Raw genomic sequence first — 16,290 nt, 5'->3', positions numbered from 1 at the left:
GACACAGGCTGAGCATGAAGTGTTGTTCCATTGCATCGAACAGCGCATGCGGATGCGCTGCACGGTGCAAGGCGCATCACTGGCAAGCTTCGCAACCTGGATCGTCGATGGCGCAGAACTTGATGTCGGTGGCCGGCACAGCAGCCATTTGAGCTTGTGCAGCAGCGGCAGCGGCCTCGATCGCACCCATGCCAGCACTCGGCGCACCGGATGCAGACACCGCGTTGTGCGAGCCGGCATTCACGGTGGATTTCTCAACTTGAGTGGCGCTCGATGTGCGCAAGTAGTAGGTGGTTTTCAGGCCGCGCAACCAAGCGAGCTTGTAGGTGTCGTCGAGTTTTTTGCCCGATGCACCCGCCATGTAAATGTTGAGCGACTGCGCTTGGTCAATCCACTTTTGGCGACGCGCGGCAGCCTCGACCAGCCAGGTGGTTTCGACTTCAAACGCGGTCGCGTACAAAGCCTTGATGTCCTGGGGTACACGGTCGATGGGACGCAGTGAGCCGTCAAAGTGTTTCAGGTCCATGACCATCACGTCGTCCCACAAACCCAGACGCTTCAAGTCACGCACCAAATAGCTGTTGATGACGGTGAACTCGCCCGACAGGTTGGACTTGACCGACAGGTTGCCAAAGCAAGGCTCGATCGAAGCGTCCACGCCAATGATGTTGGAGATGGTGGCGGTGGGGGCAATCGCCACGCAGTTGGAGTTGCGCATGCCGTCCGCCTTGATTTTCTGGCGCAAGGCATTCCAGTCCAGAGTGGCCGAACGGTCCACTTCCACATAGCCGCCGCGCTCGCGGGCCAGCAAGTCGATGGTGTCCAAAGGCAAGATGCCCTGGTCCCACAAAGAACCCTTGTAGCTGGAGTACTGACCGCGCTCTTTGGACAACTCGGTGGAGGCCCAGTAGGCGTAGTAGCAGATCGCTTCCATCGACTGGTCGGCAAACTCGACGGCGGCTTGCGAGGCGTAAGAAATGCGCATCTCGTACAGCGCGTCCTGGAAAGCCATCAGGCCCAGACCCACGGGGCGGTGGCGGATGTTGGAGTCGCGTGCTTTTTTGACCGCGTAGTAGTTGATGTCGATCACGTTGTCCAACATGCGCATGGCCGTGGAAATGGTCTTTTTCAGCTTGTCATGGTCGAGGACCTTGCCGCTGGAGCTGTCCTTGAGGTGACGCGCCAAATTGACCGAGCCCAGGTTGCAAACAGCGGTTTCGGTGTCGCTGGTGTTGAGTGTGATCTCGGTGCACAGGTTGGAGGAGTGCACAACACCTGCGTGCTGCTGAGGCGAGCGCACGTTGCAGGCGTCTTTGAAGGTGATCCAAGGATGGCCGGTCTCGAACAGCATCGACAGCATCTTGCGCCACAGGTCGGTGGCGGGCACCTTTTTGCTGGGCTTGATCTCGCCACGTTCGGCTTTGGCTTCGTAGGCGGTGTAGGCTTTTTCGAAGTCGGCACCGAATTTGTCATGCAGATCCGGGCAGTCAGAGGGCGAGAACAAGGTCCAGTCGCCTTTTTCCATGACGCGGCGCATGAACAGGTCGGGGATCCAGTTGGCCGTGTTCATGTCGTGGGTGCGGCGGCGGTCGTCGCCGGTGTTCTTGCGCAGCTCCAGGAATTCCTCGATGTCCAGGTGCCAGGTCTCCAGATACGTGCAGACCGCGCCCTTGCGCTTGCCGCCCTGGTTCACGGCCACAGCCGTGTCGTTGACCACTTTCAGGAAAGGCACCACGCCTTGGGATTCACCGTTGGTGCCCTTGATGTGGGAGCCCATGGCCCGCACACGCGTCCAGTCGTTGCCCAGACCGCCCGCAAATTTGGACAGCAAGGCATTTTCCTTGATGGACTCGTAAATGCCGTCCAGGTCGTCGGGCACGGTGGTCAGGTAGCAGCTCGACAGCTGGGGACGCAAGGTGCCGCTGTTGAACAATGTGGGGGTGGACGACATGAAGTCGAACGACGACAGGACTTCATAGAATTCGATGGCGCGGGCCTCACGGTCAATTTCATTGACCGACAGGCCCATGGCCACACGCATGAAGAAGGCCTGGGGCATTTCGATGCGTTGCTTGCGCACGTGCAGGAAATAGCGGTCATACAGGGTCTGCAGGCCCAGGTAGTCGAACTGCAGGTCACGCTCGGGCTTGAGGGCTTCGGCCAGTTTTTTCAGGTCAAACTGGGCCAGCTTGGCGTCCAGCAGGTCGTTGTCGATGCCCTTTTTGATGAACTGGGGGAAGTAGTTGATGTACTCCTCGGCCATCTGGTCTTGGGTGACTTCCTTGCCCAGGATTTCCTTGGCGATGGTGTGCATCAGCAGACGGGCGGTGACGTAGGTGTAGTCAGGGTCTTTTTCGATCAGGGTGCGTGAGGCGAGGATGGAGGCTTTGTAGACCTCTTCCATGGGCACACCGTCGTACAGGTTGCGCATGGTCTCGGCCATGATGGGCTCGGGGCTGACGTCTTTGCCCAAGCCTGCACAGGCGTTCACCATCAGGGTTTTGAGGTATTTCAGATCCAAGGCGACACGTTGGCCTTGGTCCATGACTTGCAATGCAGGCTCTTGAGCCACGGGTGACACGGCTTGGCTTTGCTGTGAACGCTCTTGGGTGCGACGCTCACGGTACAACACATAGGCACGGGCCACTTCGTGGTTGCTGCTGCGCATCAGGCCCAATTCGACCTGGTCTTGCACGTCTTCAATGTGGAAAGTGCCACCACCGGGGCGTGAGCGCATCAGGGCGCGGACCACGTTTTGCGTCAGTTCTTCGACCACTTCACGAACGCTGGCAGATGCTGCACCTTGGGTGCCGTGCACCGCCAAGAAGGCTTTCATCATGGCCACGGCGATTTTGTTGGGCTCAAAAGGCACCACAGCACCGTTGCGGCGGATGATTTGGTAGTGGTTCAGGGGGTTCAAGGCGGCCGCGTCGGCCCGGTCGGTGGGCAGGCTCATCAGACCAGAGGTTGTGGGGGGGATGGACAGGTCAGTTTGCATGGTCATCTTTGTGTTTTGGTTCGAAGTTGAGACGTTCAAACGGGGTGGAATTGCCGTTCGGGGTATTTGTGATAATTTGTAACGGACACTATATCTGGTGTCTGGGGTCATGACAAGCCACTACAGGTAGTGTACCGGTACAAAATGACCCCTGGATCGAAAGTGCGAGGCTTTGCTTGGTTCACGGCGTGCGAACGGGCTTTTCAGAGGCTGAAAAAAGCCTCTGAAAATCAACAAAAGACGGGCTTTGGTGGGGCGGACTCAATCGCGATGCGACTTCCAGAGGCTTTTCTTGCGCAATCGCTGGATTTCAAGGGCCTGTCCAAACAGGGCTGCTGTGCTCAGCAACTGATGAAATGATCAGCCAACTGTAAAAATAAACAAAAATATTTTTTGCTTGTCGCATCAAAGGCACAGGGGAAAATACCGATTTGGCAATTTGACCGATGCCTTCAGTCGCATCCAGTCAAATCCGGCCCCCGGGTCGTGCTTGCGACCCGGTGCGATGTGCTCATGGCCGGCGATGTGCGCAATCGGGTAGTGTCGGTGCAAGTCCAGGCACAGCCGACGCAATCGCTCGTATTGAGCGTCCTCAAAGACATCGCCCTCCAAGCCTTCGAGCTCGATGCCGATCGAGTCGTCATTGCATTGGGGGCGTCCCCGGTACTCGGACTGGCCGGCATGCCATGCCCGGTCGTCGGCACTGACAAACTGCCAGAGGCTGCCGTCACGTCGGATGTAAAAGTGTGAGGACACCTGCAAGCCCCGTATTTGGGAGAAATACGGGTGGGCGTCCCAGTCCAGTTGGTTGGTGAACAGCGCTTGCACCTCTTGGCCGCCATATTGCCCAGGCGGCAGGCTGATGGAATGGATCACAAGCAAATCGATGCAGGTGTCCGGGGGTCTGGGGCCGAAGTTGGGCGAATCCAATCTTTGGGCGGGTGCATACCAACCCTTGTCCCAAAGGCTGGTGGATGCATTGGGGTGGTCAGACATGGCGGGGTGTGGGCTGTGGATGGGCGCGGCAGGCCCGGATGTTCAGACCGGGTTGCGGTCGTGAGCGGCTGCGCGGTGCTCGGTGCTGCAGTAAAGGCCTTTTTCCCCCGTGACGGCTTCGTCTTGGGGCAGATGGATGCCGCAATGCAGGCAGGCCGCCATATGGGCTGGTGTAGCCGGGGAGGCTGGGGGCTTGTCTTCGGGTGTGACCGTGTTGACGCGGCGGCTGCGTTTGAAAGCCCAGATCGCCAACACAATGACCAAGAGCCAAATCAGGTATTTCATCCAGCCCGTCCAATCAAAACTTCCAGCACAAAGCGCGAACCCGCATAAGACAGCAGCAGCAAGCCCGCGCCGATGTAGAGCACCCGAACAGCGCGGCGGCCCCGCCAGCCCCATTGGCTGCGGCCCACCAGCAAGGTGGCAAAGGTGAGCCAAGACAGAACGGCAAAGACACGTTTGTGGTCCCAGCGCCATTCGGTGTGGCTTTGGCCATACAGGGCTTCGCCAAACAGGGCGCCCGCGACCAAGGTGGCCGTCAACAGCGCAAAGCCTGCCCCCACAAATCGAAAGGTCAAGCGCTCCAGCGTCAACAGTGGCAGGCCGCTGGAGCCTTCATGGGCCAGGCGGATGTCATGTTCGGTGCGGGTCATCATCCAGGCGTGCACCACGGCTGCGGCAAACATGCCGTAGGCCGACAAACCCAGCGCAAAGTGAAGCGGCAACCAAGCTGAAGCCTGGGTGGTGAGCAAGGTGCCTGGAAACACCCAGGCCAGCGCCACGGTCATGGCCCCCAAGCTGCCCACGGCCCAGCGGGCCTTGAGTTTGGGGAAAAACTGGGTCTCGATCATGTAGGCCGTGACCACCAGCCAGGCCGTGACCGACAGCGCTGGGGCAAAACCGAAACGCACAGGCCCCATCAGCAGCACCAGCAAGCTGATGGCATGAAAGCCCCAGGCCAGCCAAAGCAGGCGGCGTGCGTGCACATCGCTCAGGCGGCGGGGCACCAGAGCGGGTATGGCATAGATCAAGACGGCCAGTGCCGAGAAGGGCAGCGTCCAAAAAGGCGCACTCGCTAAAATCATGGGTCCGAGTTTAGCCTTTCAGGCGCAGCCGCTGGGGTTTCGCCAACACGCTCAACCGGATTTTTCTGGATTCCCCCATGGCCTCCGCCCTGACCGACAAACTCTCACGCCTCGTCAAGACCCTCAGCGGACAGGCCCGCATCACCGAATCGAACGTGGCCGACATGCTGCGCGAGGTGCGCATGGCCTTGCTCGAAGCCGATGTGGCTTTGCCGGTGGTGCGCGATTTCATTGCCCGCGTGAAAGACAAAGCCTTGGGCCAAGAGGTCATGGGCTCGCTCAAGCCCGGCCAGGCCTTGGTCGGCGTGGTCAACCGCGAGTTGGCTGCCACCATGGGCGAGGGGGTGTCTGACATCAACCTGGCCGCGCAGCCGCCCGCCGTGATTTTGATGGCGGGTTTGCAAGGTGCGGGTAAAACCACCACCACCGCCAAGCTGGCCAAACACCTGATCGAAAAGCGCAAAAAGAAAGTGCTCACAGTCTCGGGCGACGTGTACCGCCCCGCTGCCATTGAACAGCTCAAGACAGTGACCGCACAGGCCGGGGCCGAGTGGTTCCCCAGCTCGCCCGACCAAAAGCCGATCGACATCGCCCGCGCCGCTATCGACTACGCCCGCAAGCACTTTTTTGATGTGCTCTTGGTGGACACGGCCGGTCGCCTGGCGATTGACGAAGCTCTGATGGCCGAGATCAAGGCCTTGCACGTCGAGCTCAAACCCGTCGAAACCCTGTTCGTGGTCGACGCCATGCAGGGCCAAGACGCGGCCAACACCGCCAAGGCTTTCAGCGATGCATTGCCTTTGACGGGTATTGTGCTCACCAAATTGGACGGCGATTCACGCGGCGGTGCGGCTTTGTCGGTGCGCCAGATCACGGGTGTGCCCATCAAGTTTGCGGGTACCAGCGAGAAGATCGACGGCCTGGAAGTGTTTGACGCCGAGCGCCATGCGGGCCGGGTGCTGGGCATGGGCGACATCGTGGCCTTGGTTGAGCAGGTCACCGCCGGTGTGGACATGGAGGCAGCACAAAAGCTGGCGTCCAAGGTCAAAAGCGGTGGCAGTTTTGACTTGAACGACTTTTTGTCCCAGATCCAGCAGATGAAACAAATGGGTGGTTTGTCGAGTCTGATGGACAAGCTGCCGTCGCAACTGACCGCCAAGGCCGGTTCCATGGACATGGACAAGGTCGAGAAAGACATTGGTCGCAAGCAAGGCATCATCCACAGCATGACGCCGCAAGAGCGGAAAAAACCCGAGCTCATCAAAGCCACACGCAAGCGCCGCATTGCTGCAGGTGCAGGCGTTCAGGTGCAGGACGTGAACCGCATGCTCAAGGAGTTTGAGCAGATGCAGGACATGATGAAAAAAATGTCCGGCGGCGGCATGATGAAAATGATGAAACGCATGGGCGCCATGAAAGGCATGATGGGCGGCGGCGGGGGCTTCCCCGGCATGCCGCGCTGATTCAGTACTGGCTTGCGGGCAGCGTGACCCGCAGGCCGTCCAGTTCGGGCGTCAGTTCAATCTGGCATGACAGACGACTGCCCGCCTCGCGTGCTTGGGCGGTGAAGGCCAGCATGCCGTCTTCGTCGCTGCCCATGGGCGGCAACTTGCCCTGCCAGTCGCTGTGCACCACCACATGGCAGGTGGCGCAGGTCAGCAGCCCGCCGCAATCGGCTTGAATGCCGGGCAAATTCGCATCGACCGCGGCCTGCATCAGGCTTTGGCCAGGCTGGGCTTTCAGGGTGTGCACGTCTTGAGTGGGGTCGTGGGGCTGCAGGTGGATCGTGATCATGTTCTGTGTTTCGCCGTCGGGCGGGGTGATTCAAAAGTGGGTCAAATGCGCCCGAAGTATTCGCGGCGGTGGAATTCCTGCACATCCTCGGCCTGCGCCATGCGCTGGTGCTCGGCTTGTTTGATGGTGCGGTAGTAGTCCACAAAGGGCTGGCCCAGCGCTTGGCACATCGCGGCATCTTTGTGCAGGGCTTGCACCGCATCGGCGAGACTGGTCGGAATGGTGGCTGCACCTGGCGAGTAGGGCGTTTCGGTGGCGGGCGGCGCTTGCAGTAGCGTGTCCACACCATCGAGCCCCGCGTGGATTTGTGAAGCCATGTAGAGGTAAGGGTTGGCCGCGGGTTCGCCTAGGCGGTTCTCAATGCGGGTGGCCTTGTCTCCGGGTTCACCGATCACGCGCAGCATGGCACCTCGGTTGTCGCGCCCCCACAAAATCGACTGTGGCGCCATGGCGTTGGGCCTGAAACGTCCATAGCCATTGCTGGTGGATGTGCAAAGGGCCGTGAGCGCAGGCGCGTGCGAAAGCAGCCCTGCCAGCCAGGACGCGCCCACATCGCTCAGCACCTGCCGCGCATCGCGTGCGTCGCCTTGAGCGACGCCATCGCGCATGAACACATTGCGGCCCGTGCTTGTTTCGCAGAGGGACTGGTGCAGGTGCCAGCCGCTCGACATGATGTGCTCAAACGGCGGGCGGCACATGAAGGTGGCGTGGTAACCGGCGCGGCGCAGGGCTTGGCGCGTGGCGTTGCGAAACAGCACCATGTGGTCGGCGGCCGTCAGCACATCGCTCACGTCAAACACCGCCTCCACCTGGCTGGGGCCCAGTTCAATTTCGAGCGAGATCAGCGGCAAACCCAGCGCTTGGGCGGTGCGCTGCACGATGCGCAGCGGCTCTTCGGCCCGGTCAAACCAGCCCTCGGTCAGCAGGTTGTAGCCCGGGTGGATCAGGCTGACTTCGGGCGCAGGGCCGGGCCAGTCGGCATGGTCCGGATCCAGGTCTGCGCCGTGCAGCGGGTCTTTGAGGCGGTAGATGTGGAACTCCACTTCCAGCCCGCAGCGCATTTGCCAGCCGCGATCGGTCAGGCGCTGTACGGCTTGCTGCAGCACATGGCGCGAGTCCAGCGGCACGATGCGCCCATCCGCGAAATAGGGCTGGCACTGCAGCCAGCCCGTCTTTTCGGTCCAGGGCAACACATGCCAACTGGCCGGGTCGGGCATGAGCGTGAAGTTGCTGGCCCCGGCAAAGCCGGGCAGGGTCTCTTGAATGCCTGGCTCGAACACCTTGAAGGCGGTGCGGTCCGAGCTGTCTTTGAGCAGCAAGGTGCTGACCATGCCGATGCCATTGGCCAGTGCCTGGCGCAGCTGAGAGGCCACGATGGTCTTGCCACGCACCACGCCATGCAGGTCGCACCAGCCCAGGCGGATCAGCTCGATGCCCGAGGCCTCGACCTGCCGCAACAATTGCTCGCAAGCGGTTTCACGTTCGCGGCTGTTCAGGCCGCAGCGTTCAGCGAAGCTCATGCCGCGCTCGTGTCGGCTGGGGTTGGCGCATGGCCCGGCAGTGAGGCATCCCACGGTGCGCCGCTGCGCTTGGCGTCGCAGGCCTCGCGCCACCACTGTGGCCACTGCCCGCTGGGGGCGATGCCGTCCACCGTGTCGGGGCCCATGCGCTGGCTGGCCACAGCCGCTTGCGCAAAGCCAGGCGGCAAGCCACCGGCCTGAACGGTCTCGATGGCTTTGAGCAAGATGCGCCGGTTCGCCATGATCACTTTGTCGCTGGTGCCCAGGTGTTCGCGGGTGCGGTCTTGGATGGCGCCCATGCTCTCGCAGGCCCACTGGTCGTGCACATTGATGTCGTCTTCACCCATGCCGAGGTAAGTGCGCGAGACCTGCTCTTCGGGGTTAAAGCCCCAGTTGTTGTGTTTGCCCGCTTTGGGGATGTAGTCGGGCAGCGTGACCGAGGGCAGGCGTTGGTTTCGCATGGCTTCTTTGTCCACCGGGCCGTCAAAGCTGGTGAACACCGAATACCAATAGGTGTGTGTGTCGTCGACCGGCACATGCATCTGCGTGATGGTCATGCTCTCGGACAGTGGAATCACAAAGGTGTGCGGAAACAGCGCGTTGGTCACCCGCACATGCGTGAGCGCCTCGTTGATTTGGCGCAGGGCTGTTAGGCGCATGCCCGCGTCGGTGGGTTCAAACGAAATCTCAGGTTGGTCCAGCTCGCGCATCACCCGCGTCATGGGCCAGCGCTCGCCTTGCACATCGCCCGCACTCGCGCCCCGAAACTGGCGGCCGTAGCTGCCTTCGAGCGATTCGTCATTGAAAAAGCGGTGCAGGTACGAAGCGTGCGCAGGGTCAATGCCCACCTCAAAGGCCTGCAGCCAGTTGCAATGCCACAGCCCTTTGAAGGCAAAGGTGTGGGTGGCCGGGGCGCTGAAAGCGTCGATGCCCGGCAGCGGCGGTGGGGTCTGCCCCTCGGGTCCGAACCAGCCAAACAAAATGCCGCTGCGCTCGATGATCGGGTAGCTGCGCTGGCGTACCCGCTTGCACAATGTGCTGCCCGTGGGCTCGGCCGGGGTTTCGATGCACTGGCCTGTCACATCGAATTTCCAGCCGTGGAATGGGCAGCGCAGGCCATCGCCTTCGTTACGGCCATAGGCCAAGTCCGCGCCCCGGTGTGGGCAGTCGCGATCCAGCAAGCCGTAGTCGCCCAGCGCGTTGCGAAACAGCACCAAGTCCTGCCCCAATAGGCGCACCGCCTTCACGGGGCGAATCGCCATGCGCGGGTCGAGCGCGGGGTTGAACTCGTCTACCAGCGCCACGGGTTGCCAATAGTGGCGCATGACTGCGCCGCAGGGCGTCCCCGGCCCGATGCGGGTGATGAGTTCGTTTTGTTCTGCTTTCATGGAGGCCTCTGGACGACTGGTGTCCGCGTCTGATCGGTGCTGGGTAAGGGCGGGCTAACCCGCCTGGGTGCGGCTGTCAGTTTAAACCTCAACGCTGGGGCCCCCCGCCAACGGGCGACAGCATGCGCTGAGTCAAGTTGGGGCCAGACAGGGGGTGCCCACTGGCGCAAAATCGGGCCCATGACACAGCTTCTTTTCATCTACGGCACCTTGATGCCCGGTTTGCGCCTTGAGGCCGAAATGAAGGGCGCACGTTTTGTCGGCGCAGCCCAGGTGCCCGGCCGCTTGGTCGACGTGGGCCGCTATCCCGGGTTCCTTGTGGGCGATGGCCTGGTCACGGGCGAAGTCTATGAGGTCGATGCCGCACACCTGGCTCGGCTGGATGGGGTGGAAGACATGGTGCCCGGCGACCGCGCCGCCTCGCAGTACTGGCGCGAGGAGGTCACGGTGGCTAGCGGTCCACTGCAAGGCCAGCGGGTGCAGACCTATGTGTACAACCGTCCGGTGGACGGCTGCACACCCATCACGCATGGCGACTACCGCCGCTACATCCGCGAAGTCGGCCGGGAATCTTGATCAGTCCTTGATCACCAACTCGCCACGCAGCGAGTGTGACAAGCCCTGGGTGATGCGCACATCCGCCATCTGACCGATCAGGCGGTCCATGTTAGGGCCGCCGGGGAAGTTGACCACCCGGTTGCACTCGGTGCGGCCGGCCAGCTCGGTGGCGTCCTTGCGTGAAGGGCGCTCCACCAGGATGCGCTGCACCGTGCCCACGCGGCTCTCGCCAATGCGTTGCACGTTCTCTTCGATGGTCGCTTGCAGGTGGTGCAGGCGGCGCAGCTTGACTTCGTGTGGGGTGTCATCGTGCAGGTTGGCCGCTGGCGTGCCGGGGCGGGGGCTGAAGATGAAGCTGAAGCTGGTGTCAAAACCCACATCGGTGATCAGCTTCATCATCTTGTTGAAGTCGTCCTCGGTCTCGCCGGGGAAACCCACGATGAAATCGCTGCTTAGCGACATGTCGGGGCGGATCGCCCGCAGCTTGCGGATCGTGCTCTTGTATTCCATGGCGGTGTAGCCGCGTTTCATGGCCATCAAGATGCGGTCCGAGCCGTGCTGCACCGGCAGGTGCAAATGGCTCACCAGTTTGGGAATCTTCTCGTAAGCGTCAATCAAGCGCTGTGTGAACTCGTTCGGGTGACTCGTCACGTAGCGGATGCGCTCGATGCCCGGCATGTCGGCCACGTACTCCAGCAGCAGCGCAAAGTCGGCAATGTCTGCCGTGCCACCCATCTTGCCCCGGTAGGCGTTCACGTTCTGGCCCAGCAGCGTGATCTCTTTCACGCCTTGCGCGGCCAGCCCTGCCACCTCGACCAGCACATCGTCAAACGGGCGAGAGACTTCTTCGCCCCGGGTGTAGGGCACCACGCAGTAGCTGCAATATTTGCTGCAGCCTTCCATGATCGACACAAAGGCCGTGGCGCCGTCCACCTTGGCGGGCGGCAGGTGGTCAAACTTTTCAATCTCGGGGAAGCTGATGTCCACTTGCGGGCGCTGCTTGCGCTCGCGCTCGGCCAGCATCTCGGGCAGGCGGTGCAGGGTCTGCGGGCCAAACACCACGTCCACATAAGGCGCACGTTTGATGATCTCGGCGCCTTCCTGGCTGGCCACGCAACCGCCCACGCCGATCAGCACGCCCTTGGCTTTGAGGTGCTGCACCCGGCCCAGATCGCTGAACACTTTTTCTTGCGCCTTCTCACGCACCGAGCAGGTGTTGAACAAAATCAGATCGGCCTCGTCCACGTCCTGCGTGGGCTCATAGCCCTGGGCCGCGCCCAGCACATCGGCCATCTTGTCCGAGTCGTACTCGTTCATCTGGCAGCCAAAGGTTTTGATGAAGACCTTCTTGCTCATGCGGCCTCCACGGATTCAAGGGAGGTGATGAAGTCAAGGCAAAGCAAAGCACGCCCGCGAGGGGCACGAGTGCAGCGGTTCATGGTGTAGATCCAGAGGCTGTTGGGTGGAAGCGCTTGGGGCGCTGAGGTGACAAGTATTATCGCAGGCGAGAAACTGCTCAGTTCCCCGGCGTCTCAGTCGCCTTCGGCTTGAAAAACATCGGATACGCCCTTTGCACTGTCGGGCTGTCATAGGCCCAGCTGTGGCATTGGCCCAGGAAGTAGGGCGCCTGGGTCATCTCGGGGTGGGGCTGCCCGGCCAATTCGCGGCGCTGCCATTGGCCTGCGGGCAGGGTCTGGTAGGCGGCGGTGGCCATGTTGAACAGCATTTCGCGCAGGTGGGTGCAACCCTCGGTGCCACCCACGTGTTGGTTGATGACCTTGCGCCAGCCCGGGCCCATGGTGCAGCCGATGAGCTTGTGCATGCCGTGTGGCGCACCAACACATTCGGGGTGCGGGATGTCGTCCATCGACGTGGCGATGTCCTGGATCACCATTTTGTTGTCGAGGGTGACGCGGATTTTCAGGTTGTGGATCGGCTCGTTGGCGGGAAATGGCCGTTCGTTGGATACTTCAAAATCAAAGGTTTTGACGTCGGTCAGCTGGGCTTCGATGTCCCACAGGCCGTCTTCGCGGTCAAAGCCTTGGTACACCACGGTGCGCGTATGTGACAGTTTTCGGGGGGAGGGTGGTGGAAGTGCCAATGGAATTCTCGTGGTGCTGGTGTTCAATCTTCCGATCATATCGATGTAGGAGCTTTCACGATGACCGCCACCATGACCACCACCATTCATCCCGCCGTTCGCCGTCAGACCATTGCCGATGCCCTTCGCCGCACGGCAATCCGTTTGCCCACCAAGACCGGCATCGTGTGCGGGGCCACCACCTGGACCTATGCCGAGTTCGACGCCCTGGTCACCCGCCTGGCGGCAGGCTTGGCCCGCATCGGCGTGGCAGAGGGCGACAAGGTGGCGGTGCTGGCACGCAACTCGCATGGCTTTGCCGCGCTGCGCTTTGCGCTGGCACGTCGTGGCGCGGTCATGGTGCCGATCAACTTCATGCTCAAAGCCGAAGAGGTGGCTTACATCTTGCGCCACGCGGGTGCCCAAACCTTGGCCACCGACAGTGGCCTGGCCGAGTTGGCGCAGGCTGCATCCCAACTCGATACCAAAGTTGGGCAGTTCATCTGGCTGCCTTCCGAAGACCCGAGCCAGCCCGTGGCGGGCATGCACAACTTTGATGTGCTGGCGGCTTGCACCGATGTTTTGCCCGATGTGCCATTGGGCAGCTACGACGTGGCGCAGATCGTCTACACCAGCGGCACCGAGTCATCCCCCAAAGGTGCGCAGCTCACGCACGACGCGGTGATGTGGCAATACGTCAGTTGTGTGATCGACGCTGAGATTGCTGAGCAGGATGTGGCTTTGCATGCGCTACCGCTGTACCACTGCGCCCAGCTTGACGTGTTTTTTGGTCCGGCCATTTACATGGGCAGCACCAACGTGATCACGTCCAAGCCTACACCTGACAACCTGCTGCCCATGCTCGAAAAGTTTGGCATCACCAGCTTCTTTGCACCGCCCACGGTGTGGATTGCGCTGCTGCGCTCGCCGCTCATGGATGCGGGCAAACTCGCCAGGCTGGCCAAGGGTTACTACGGCGCGTCCATCATGCCGGTGGAGGTGCTCAAAGAGTTGGCCGCCCGCCTGCCTCAAGTGCGGCTGTGGAACCTGTACGGCCAAACCGAAATCGCGCCCTTGGCCACCCTGCTCGGCCCGGAGGATCAGCTGCGCAAACTGGGTTCATGCGGAAAGGCGGTGCGCAATGTCGAAACCCGCGTGGTGAACGACGCCATGCAGGACGTCGCTGTGGGCGAGGTGGGTGAGATCGTGCACCGCTCGCCGCATTTGATGCTGGGCTACTTTCATGACGACGAGCGCACCCGGGCTTCATTTGAGGGCGACTGGTTCCACAGCGGGGACTTGGGGCTGATCGACGACGAGGGTTACATCACCGTGGTGGACCGCAAAAAGGACATGATTAAGTCCGGTGGCGAAAACGTGGCCAGCCGCGAAGTGGAAGAAATGATCTACCGCCTGCCACAGGTCAGCGAAGTGGCGGTGATTGGCTTGCCTGATCCGAAATGGGTGGAGGCTGTGACAGCGGTGATCGTAGTCAAGGCCGGGCAAACGCTGGACGAGGCGGCGGTGGTGGCGCACTGCGCCCAGCACATGGCGGGGTTCAAGTGTCCCAAGCGCGTGGTGTTCACCGACACCCTGCCCAAGAACCCGAGCGGCAAACTGCTCAAGCGGGATTTGCGGGTGCGCTACGCCTGACACAGACTGTCGCGTCGCTGCGCTCCTCGCAGTGACGTGAAGAATCTGCGATCGCGCGATTCCCAGCAAGAATTGCTCACTACCAAGGGAAATCCCTGATGAAATGTTCTATGCATAAGACCTGAATGTCCTATTGACAGGACAATGGGACTGTTCCACGATCGCCCTCATGGATGCCCATCTGCCTTTGCCCAAGTACCACCAGATTTATCTGGTGCTGCGTGAGCAATTGCGCGAAGGCCGTTTTGACGATGGTTTGCCGGGCGAGTTGGCCTTGATGGGGCAGTTTGGTGTGGCGCGTGTCACGGTGCGTAGGGCCTTGTCTCAATTGGCCGAAGAGGGCCTGATTCAGCGCGAGCCCGGGCGCGGCACACGGCCCATTGCGGCGCGTGCGCAAGAGGTGCAGATGCAGGCCTCGACCATGGCCACGGGCCAGCAGGCCCGCCTGACGGGTTTGCTCGAGAACCTGGTCACCATGGGCATGCGCACCAAGGTCAAGGTGCTCAGCGTGGAGCGCCTGCGGGCCCCGGTGGACGTGGCCGCCGCCCTCAAGTTGCGAAGCACCGAACTGGTGCAAAAAGCCGAGCGCGTGCGCAGCACGCCCGAAGGCCCCCTGTCGCACATCACCACCTGGGTGCCTGACTCGATTTCGTCAGGCTTTGGCAAGCGCGAGTTGGCGCAAAAACCCATTTTGGTGCTGCTCGAAGAGTCCGGCGTCAAAGTGGGCCGGGCTGAGCAAACCATTTCGGCCCGTCTGGCCGATGTGGGCATGGCCCAGCATTTGGATGTTTCTGTCGGATCGGCCTTGCTGGCGGTGCGGCGTTTGATTTATGACGAGGACGACCGTCCCGTCCAATGGCTGCATGGCTTGTACCGACCGGACCGGTACGAATACCAGATGCAGTTATCCCGCGTTGGCAGTATTGACGCCAAGGTGTGGGTAAGCCAAGAGCTGTCCGCCAACTTTCATTGACCTACTTAAAGGATGTTCTCATGACCTCTCGTCGCACTTTCATGGGCCAGTCCGCTGCTGCGGCCTCGGCGCTCGCGTTTCCACTGGTGGGCGGGGCACAGCCCAAGCCCGTCAAAGTGGGTGTCTTGCACCCTGTCACCGGGGCCTTGGCCTACTCGGGCCAGCAGTGCCGCATGGGCGCCTTGATGGCGATTGAAGACATCAACAAAGCTGGTGGCATCAAGTCGCTGGGCGGCGCCAAGATCGAAGCCATGTTGGGCGACGCGCAGTCCAGCCCCCAAGCGGGCACGGCCGAGATCGAGAAGATGAATGAGGCTGGCGTGAGCGCCGTGGTCGGCGCCTTCGCATCGGCCATTTGCCTGGCCACCACACAAGCAGCGGCCAAGTACAACCTGCCCCATGTGGTGGACGTCGGCGTAGCCGACCAGATCGTCGAGCGCGGCTTGAAAAACACTTTCCGCTTCGGTCCCGGTTACAAGAAGTGCGCCGAAGTCGCCGTGTCCAGCCTGCACGTTTTGAACACCGCCGCAGGCAAGCCCGCCCGCACCGTGATGATCGTGCACGAAGAGTCCTTGTTCGGTACAGGCACCGCCAACTTGTTGGCCAAAGAGCTGCCCGGTTACGGCTATGAAGTCAAAGAAATCATCAAGCACGCCAACCCCACGCGTGACTTCAACAACATTGCGCTGCGCATCAAGCAGGTCAACCCCGACATCCTGATCCCGGCCAATTACTACAACGAGTACGCCTTGCTGGTGCGTACCTTGCAGCAGCAAAAAATCACGCCCAAGGCCATTTACTCGGTGCTGGGTGGTGCGGCGTCGAGCTACAAGTTCGTCAAAGAGTTTCCAGAAGCGGCCAACGGCATCATCGACTGCAACCATTGGTTCAACCCCAAGGACAAGCGTTCGGCCGAGTTGCGCAAGCGTGTGGAAGCACAAGGTCAGTTCTTCAGCTACGAAGTGTTCATGACCTACACCGCCATGATGCTGCTGGCCGATGCCATTGAACGCGCCAAGTCGCCCGATCGCGCCGCCATCATCGACGCGCTGGCTTCGAGCAAGTTCGCCAATCACATCATGCCTTACGGCCCGACCAATTTTGTCAACGGTCAGAACATGGGCGCACAGCCTTTGATGACCCAGGTCCACAAGGGCGACATCAAGGTGATCGTGCCGCGCGACTACCGCGAGATTGAGCCGATTTTCCCGCTCAAAGGCTGATTTGCGCTGACCTGAAAGACCC

General features: G+C 61.2%; 14 protein-coding genes. 5 read left to right on the top strand and 9 right to left on the bottom strand.

Annotated elements, in window-relative coordinates; translation table 11 throughout:
* Nucleotides 1-76 precede the first annotated feature (76 nt).
* The 4 genes from L63ED372_RS12320 to L63ED372_RS12305 all read right to left on the bottom strand — a co-directional run bounded on the left by L63ED372_RS12320 (nucleotide 77) and on the right by L63ED372_RS12305 (nucleotide 5,079).
* Nucleotides 77-2,998, bottom strand: coding sequence for a ribonucleoside-diphosphate reductase subunit alpha (locus L63ED372_RS12320; RefSeq protein WP_062408078.1), 2,922 nt, complete (start codon nucleotides 2,996-2,998; stop codon nucleotides 77-79).
* A 405-nt stretch (nucleotides 2,999-3,403) separates the two neighbouring features.
* A complete protein-coding gene (ampD, locus tag L63ED372_RS12315) occupies nucleotides 3,404-3,994 on the bottom strand; it encodes a 1,6-anhydro-N-acetylmuramyl-L-alanine amidase AmpD (protein WP_062406206.1) in 591 nt (196 codons plus the stop codon).
* A gap of 42 nt (nucleotides 3,995-4,036) precedes the next feature.
* On the bottom strand, nucleotides 4,037-4,279 hold the full coding sequence (locus tag L63ED372_RS12310) for a PP0621 family protein (RefSeq protein ID WP_062406205.1): 243 nt from the start codon (nucleotides 4,277-4,279) through the stop codon (nucleotides 4,037-4,039).
* Complete coding sequence (locus L63ED372_RS12305) at nucleotides 4,276-5,079, bottom strand: cytochrome C assembly family protein (RefSeq protein WP_062406204.1); 804 nt, start codon at nucleotides 5,077-5,079, stop codon at nucleotides 4,276-4,278. Before L63ED372_RS12305 ends, L63ED372_RS12310 begins: the two co-directional genes overlap by 4 nt.
* A gap of 77 nt (nucleotides 5,080-5,156) precedes the next feature.
* Between L63ED372_RS12305 and ffh the strand changes: the two genes are divergently transcribed.
* On the top strand, nucleotides 5,157-6,542 hold the full coding sequence (gene ffh / locus L63ED372_RS12300; RefSeq protein WP_062406203.1) for a signal recognition particle protein: 1,386 nt from the start codon (nucleotides 5,157-5,159) through the stop codon (nucleotides 6,540-6,542).
* A gap of 1 nt (nucleotide 6,543) precedes the next feature.
* Here the strand turns inward: ffh and L63ED372_RS12295 are convergent, their stop codons facing one another.
* From L63ED372_RS12295 to L63ED372_RS12285, 3 genes are read right to left on the bottom strand one after another with little or no spacing between them, the layout of a single operon-like run.
* Nucleotides 6,544-6,873, bottom strand: a complete 330-nt coding sequence (locus tag L63ED372_RS12295; protein ID WP_062406202.1) for a 2Fe-2S iron-sulfur cluster-binding protein — start codon at nucleotides 6,871-6,873, stop codon at nucleotides 6,544-6,546.
* A gap of 41 nt (nucleotides 6,874-6,914) precedes the next feature.
* On the bottom strand, nucleotides 6,915-8,393 hold the full coding sequence (locus L63ED372_RS12290) for a glutamine synthetase family protein (RefSeq protein WP_062406201.1): 1,479 nt from the start codon (nucleotides 8,391-8,393) through the stop codon (nucleotides 6,915-6,917).
* The gene (locus L63ED372_RS12285; RefSeq protein WP_062406200.1) at nucleotides 8,390-9,781 is read right to left on the bottom strand and encodes an aromatic ring-hydroxylating dioxygenase subunit alpha; all 1,392 of its coding nucleotides are present in this window, start codon (nucleotides 9,779-9,781) and stop codon (nucleotides 8,390-8,392) included. Before L63ED372_RS12285 ends, L63ED372_RS12290 begins: the two co-directional genes overlap by 4 nt.
* A gap of 180 nt (nucleotides 9,782-9,961) precedes the next feature.
* On the opposite strand from L63ED372_RS12285, the gene L63ED372_RS12280 reads away from it, so the two are divergent.
* Entirely contained in the window at nucleotides 9,962-10,357 is a 396-nt protein-coding gene (locus L63ED372_RS12280; protein ID WP_062406199.1) for a gamma-glutamylcyclotransferase family protein, read from the top strand.
* Here L63ED372_RS12280 and miaB read toward each other — a convergent pair whose 3' ends face one another.
* Nucleotides 10,358-11,695: a tRNA (N6-isopentenyl adenosine(37)-C2)-methylthiotransferase MiaB gene (gene miaB / locus L63ED372_RS12275; RefSeq protein ID WP_062406198.1), complete on the bottom strand. Its 1,338-nt coding sequence runs from the start codon at nucleotides 11,693-11,695 to the stop codon at nucleotides 10,358-10,360.
* Nucleotides 11,696-11,855: 160 nt separating this feature from the next.
* Nucleotides 11,856-12,389: a DUF2889 domain-containing protein gene (locus L63ED372_RS12270; RefSeq protein WP_231624492.1), complete on the bottom strand. Its 534-nt coding sequence runs from the start codon at nucleotides 12,387-12,389 to the stop codon at nucleotides 11,856-11,858.
* Nucleotides 12,390-12,512: 123 nt separating this feature from the next.
* Here L63ED372_RS12270 and L63ED372_RS12265 point away from each other — a divergent pair, with 123 nt between their 5' ends.
* The 3 genes from L63ED372_RS12265 to L63ED372_RS12255 all read left to right on the top strand — a co-directional run bounded on the left by L63ED372_RS12265 (nucleotide 12,513) and on the right by L63ED372_RS12255 (nucleotide 16,268).
* Nucleotides 12,513-14,072, top strand: coding sequence for an acyl-CoA synthetase (locus tag L63ED372_RS12265; protein ID WP_062408076.1), 1,560 nt, complete (start codon nucleotides 12,513-12,515; stop codon nucleotides 14,070-14,072).
* Nucleotides 14,073-14,241: 169 nt separating this feature from the next.
* On the top strand, nucleotides 14,242-15,045 hold the full coding sequence (locus L63ED372_RS12260; protein WP_062406196.1) for a GntR family transcriptional regulator: 804 nt from the start codon (nucleotides 14,242-14,244) through the stop codon (nucleotides 15,043-15,045).
* 20 nt (nucleotides 15,046-15,065) lie between these two features.
* Nucleotides 15,066-16,268 (top strand): ABC transporter substrate-binding protein, encoded by a 1,203-nt coding sequence (locus tag L63ED372_RS12255; protein ID WP_062406195.1) that lies wholly within the window; start codon nucleotides 15,066-15,068, stop codon nucleotides 16,266-16,268.
* Nucleotides 16,269-16,290: the final 22 nt, after the last annotated feature.

This window comes from Limnohabitans sp. 63ED37-2 (assembly GCF_001412535.1).
GTDB lineage: Bacteria > Pseudomonadota > Gammaproteobacteria > Burkholderiales > Burkholderiaceae_C > Limnohabitans_A.
Note: the sequence above shows the minus strand (reverse complement) of the source record. Positions and strands in the feature narration are given on the sequence as shown.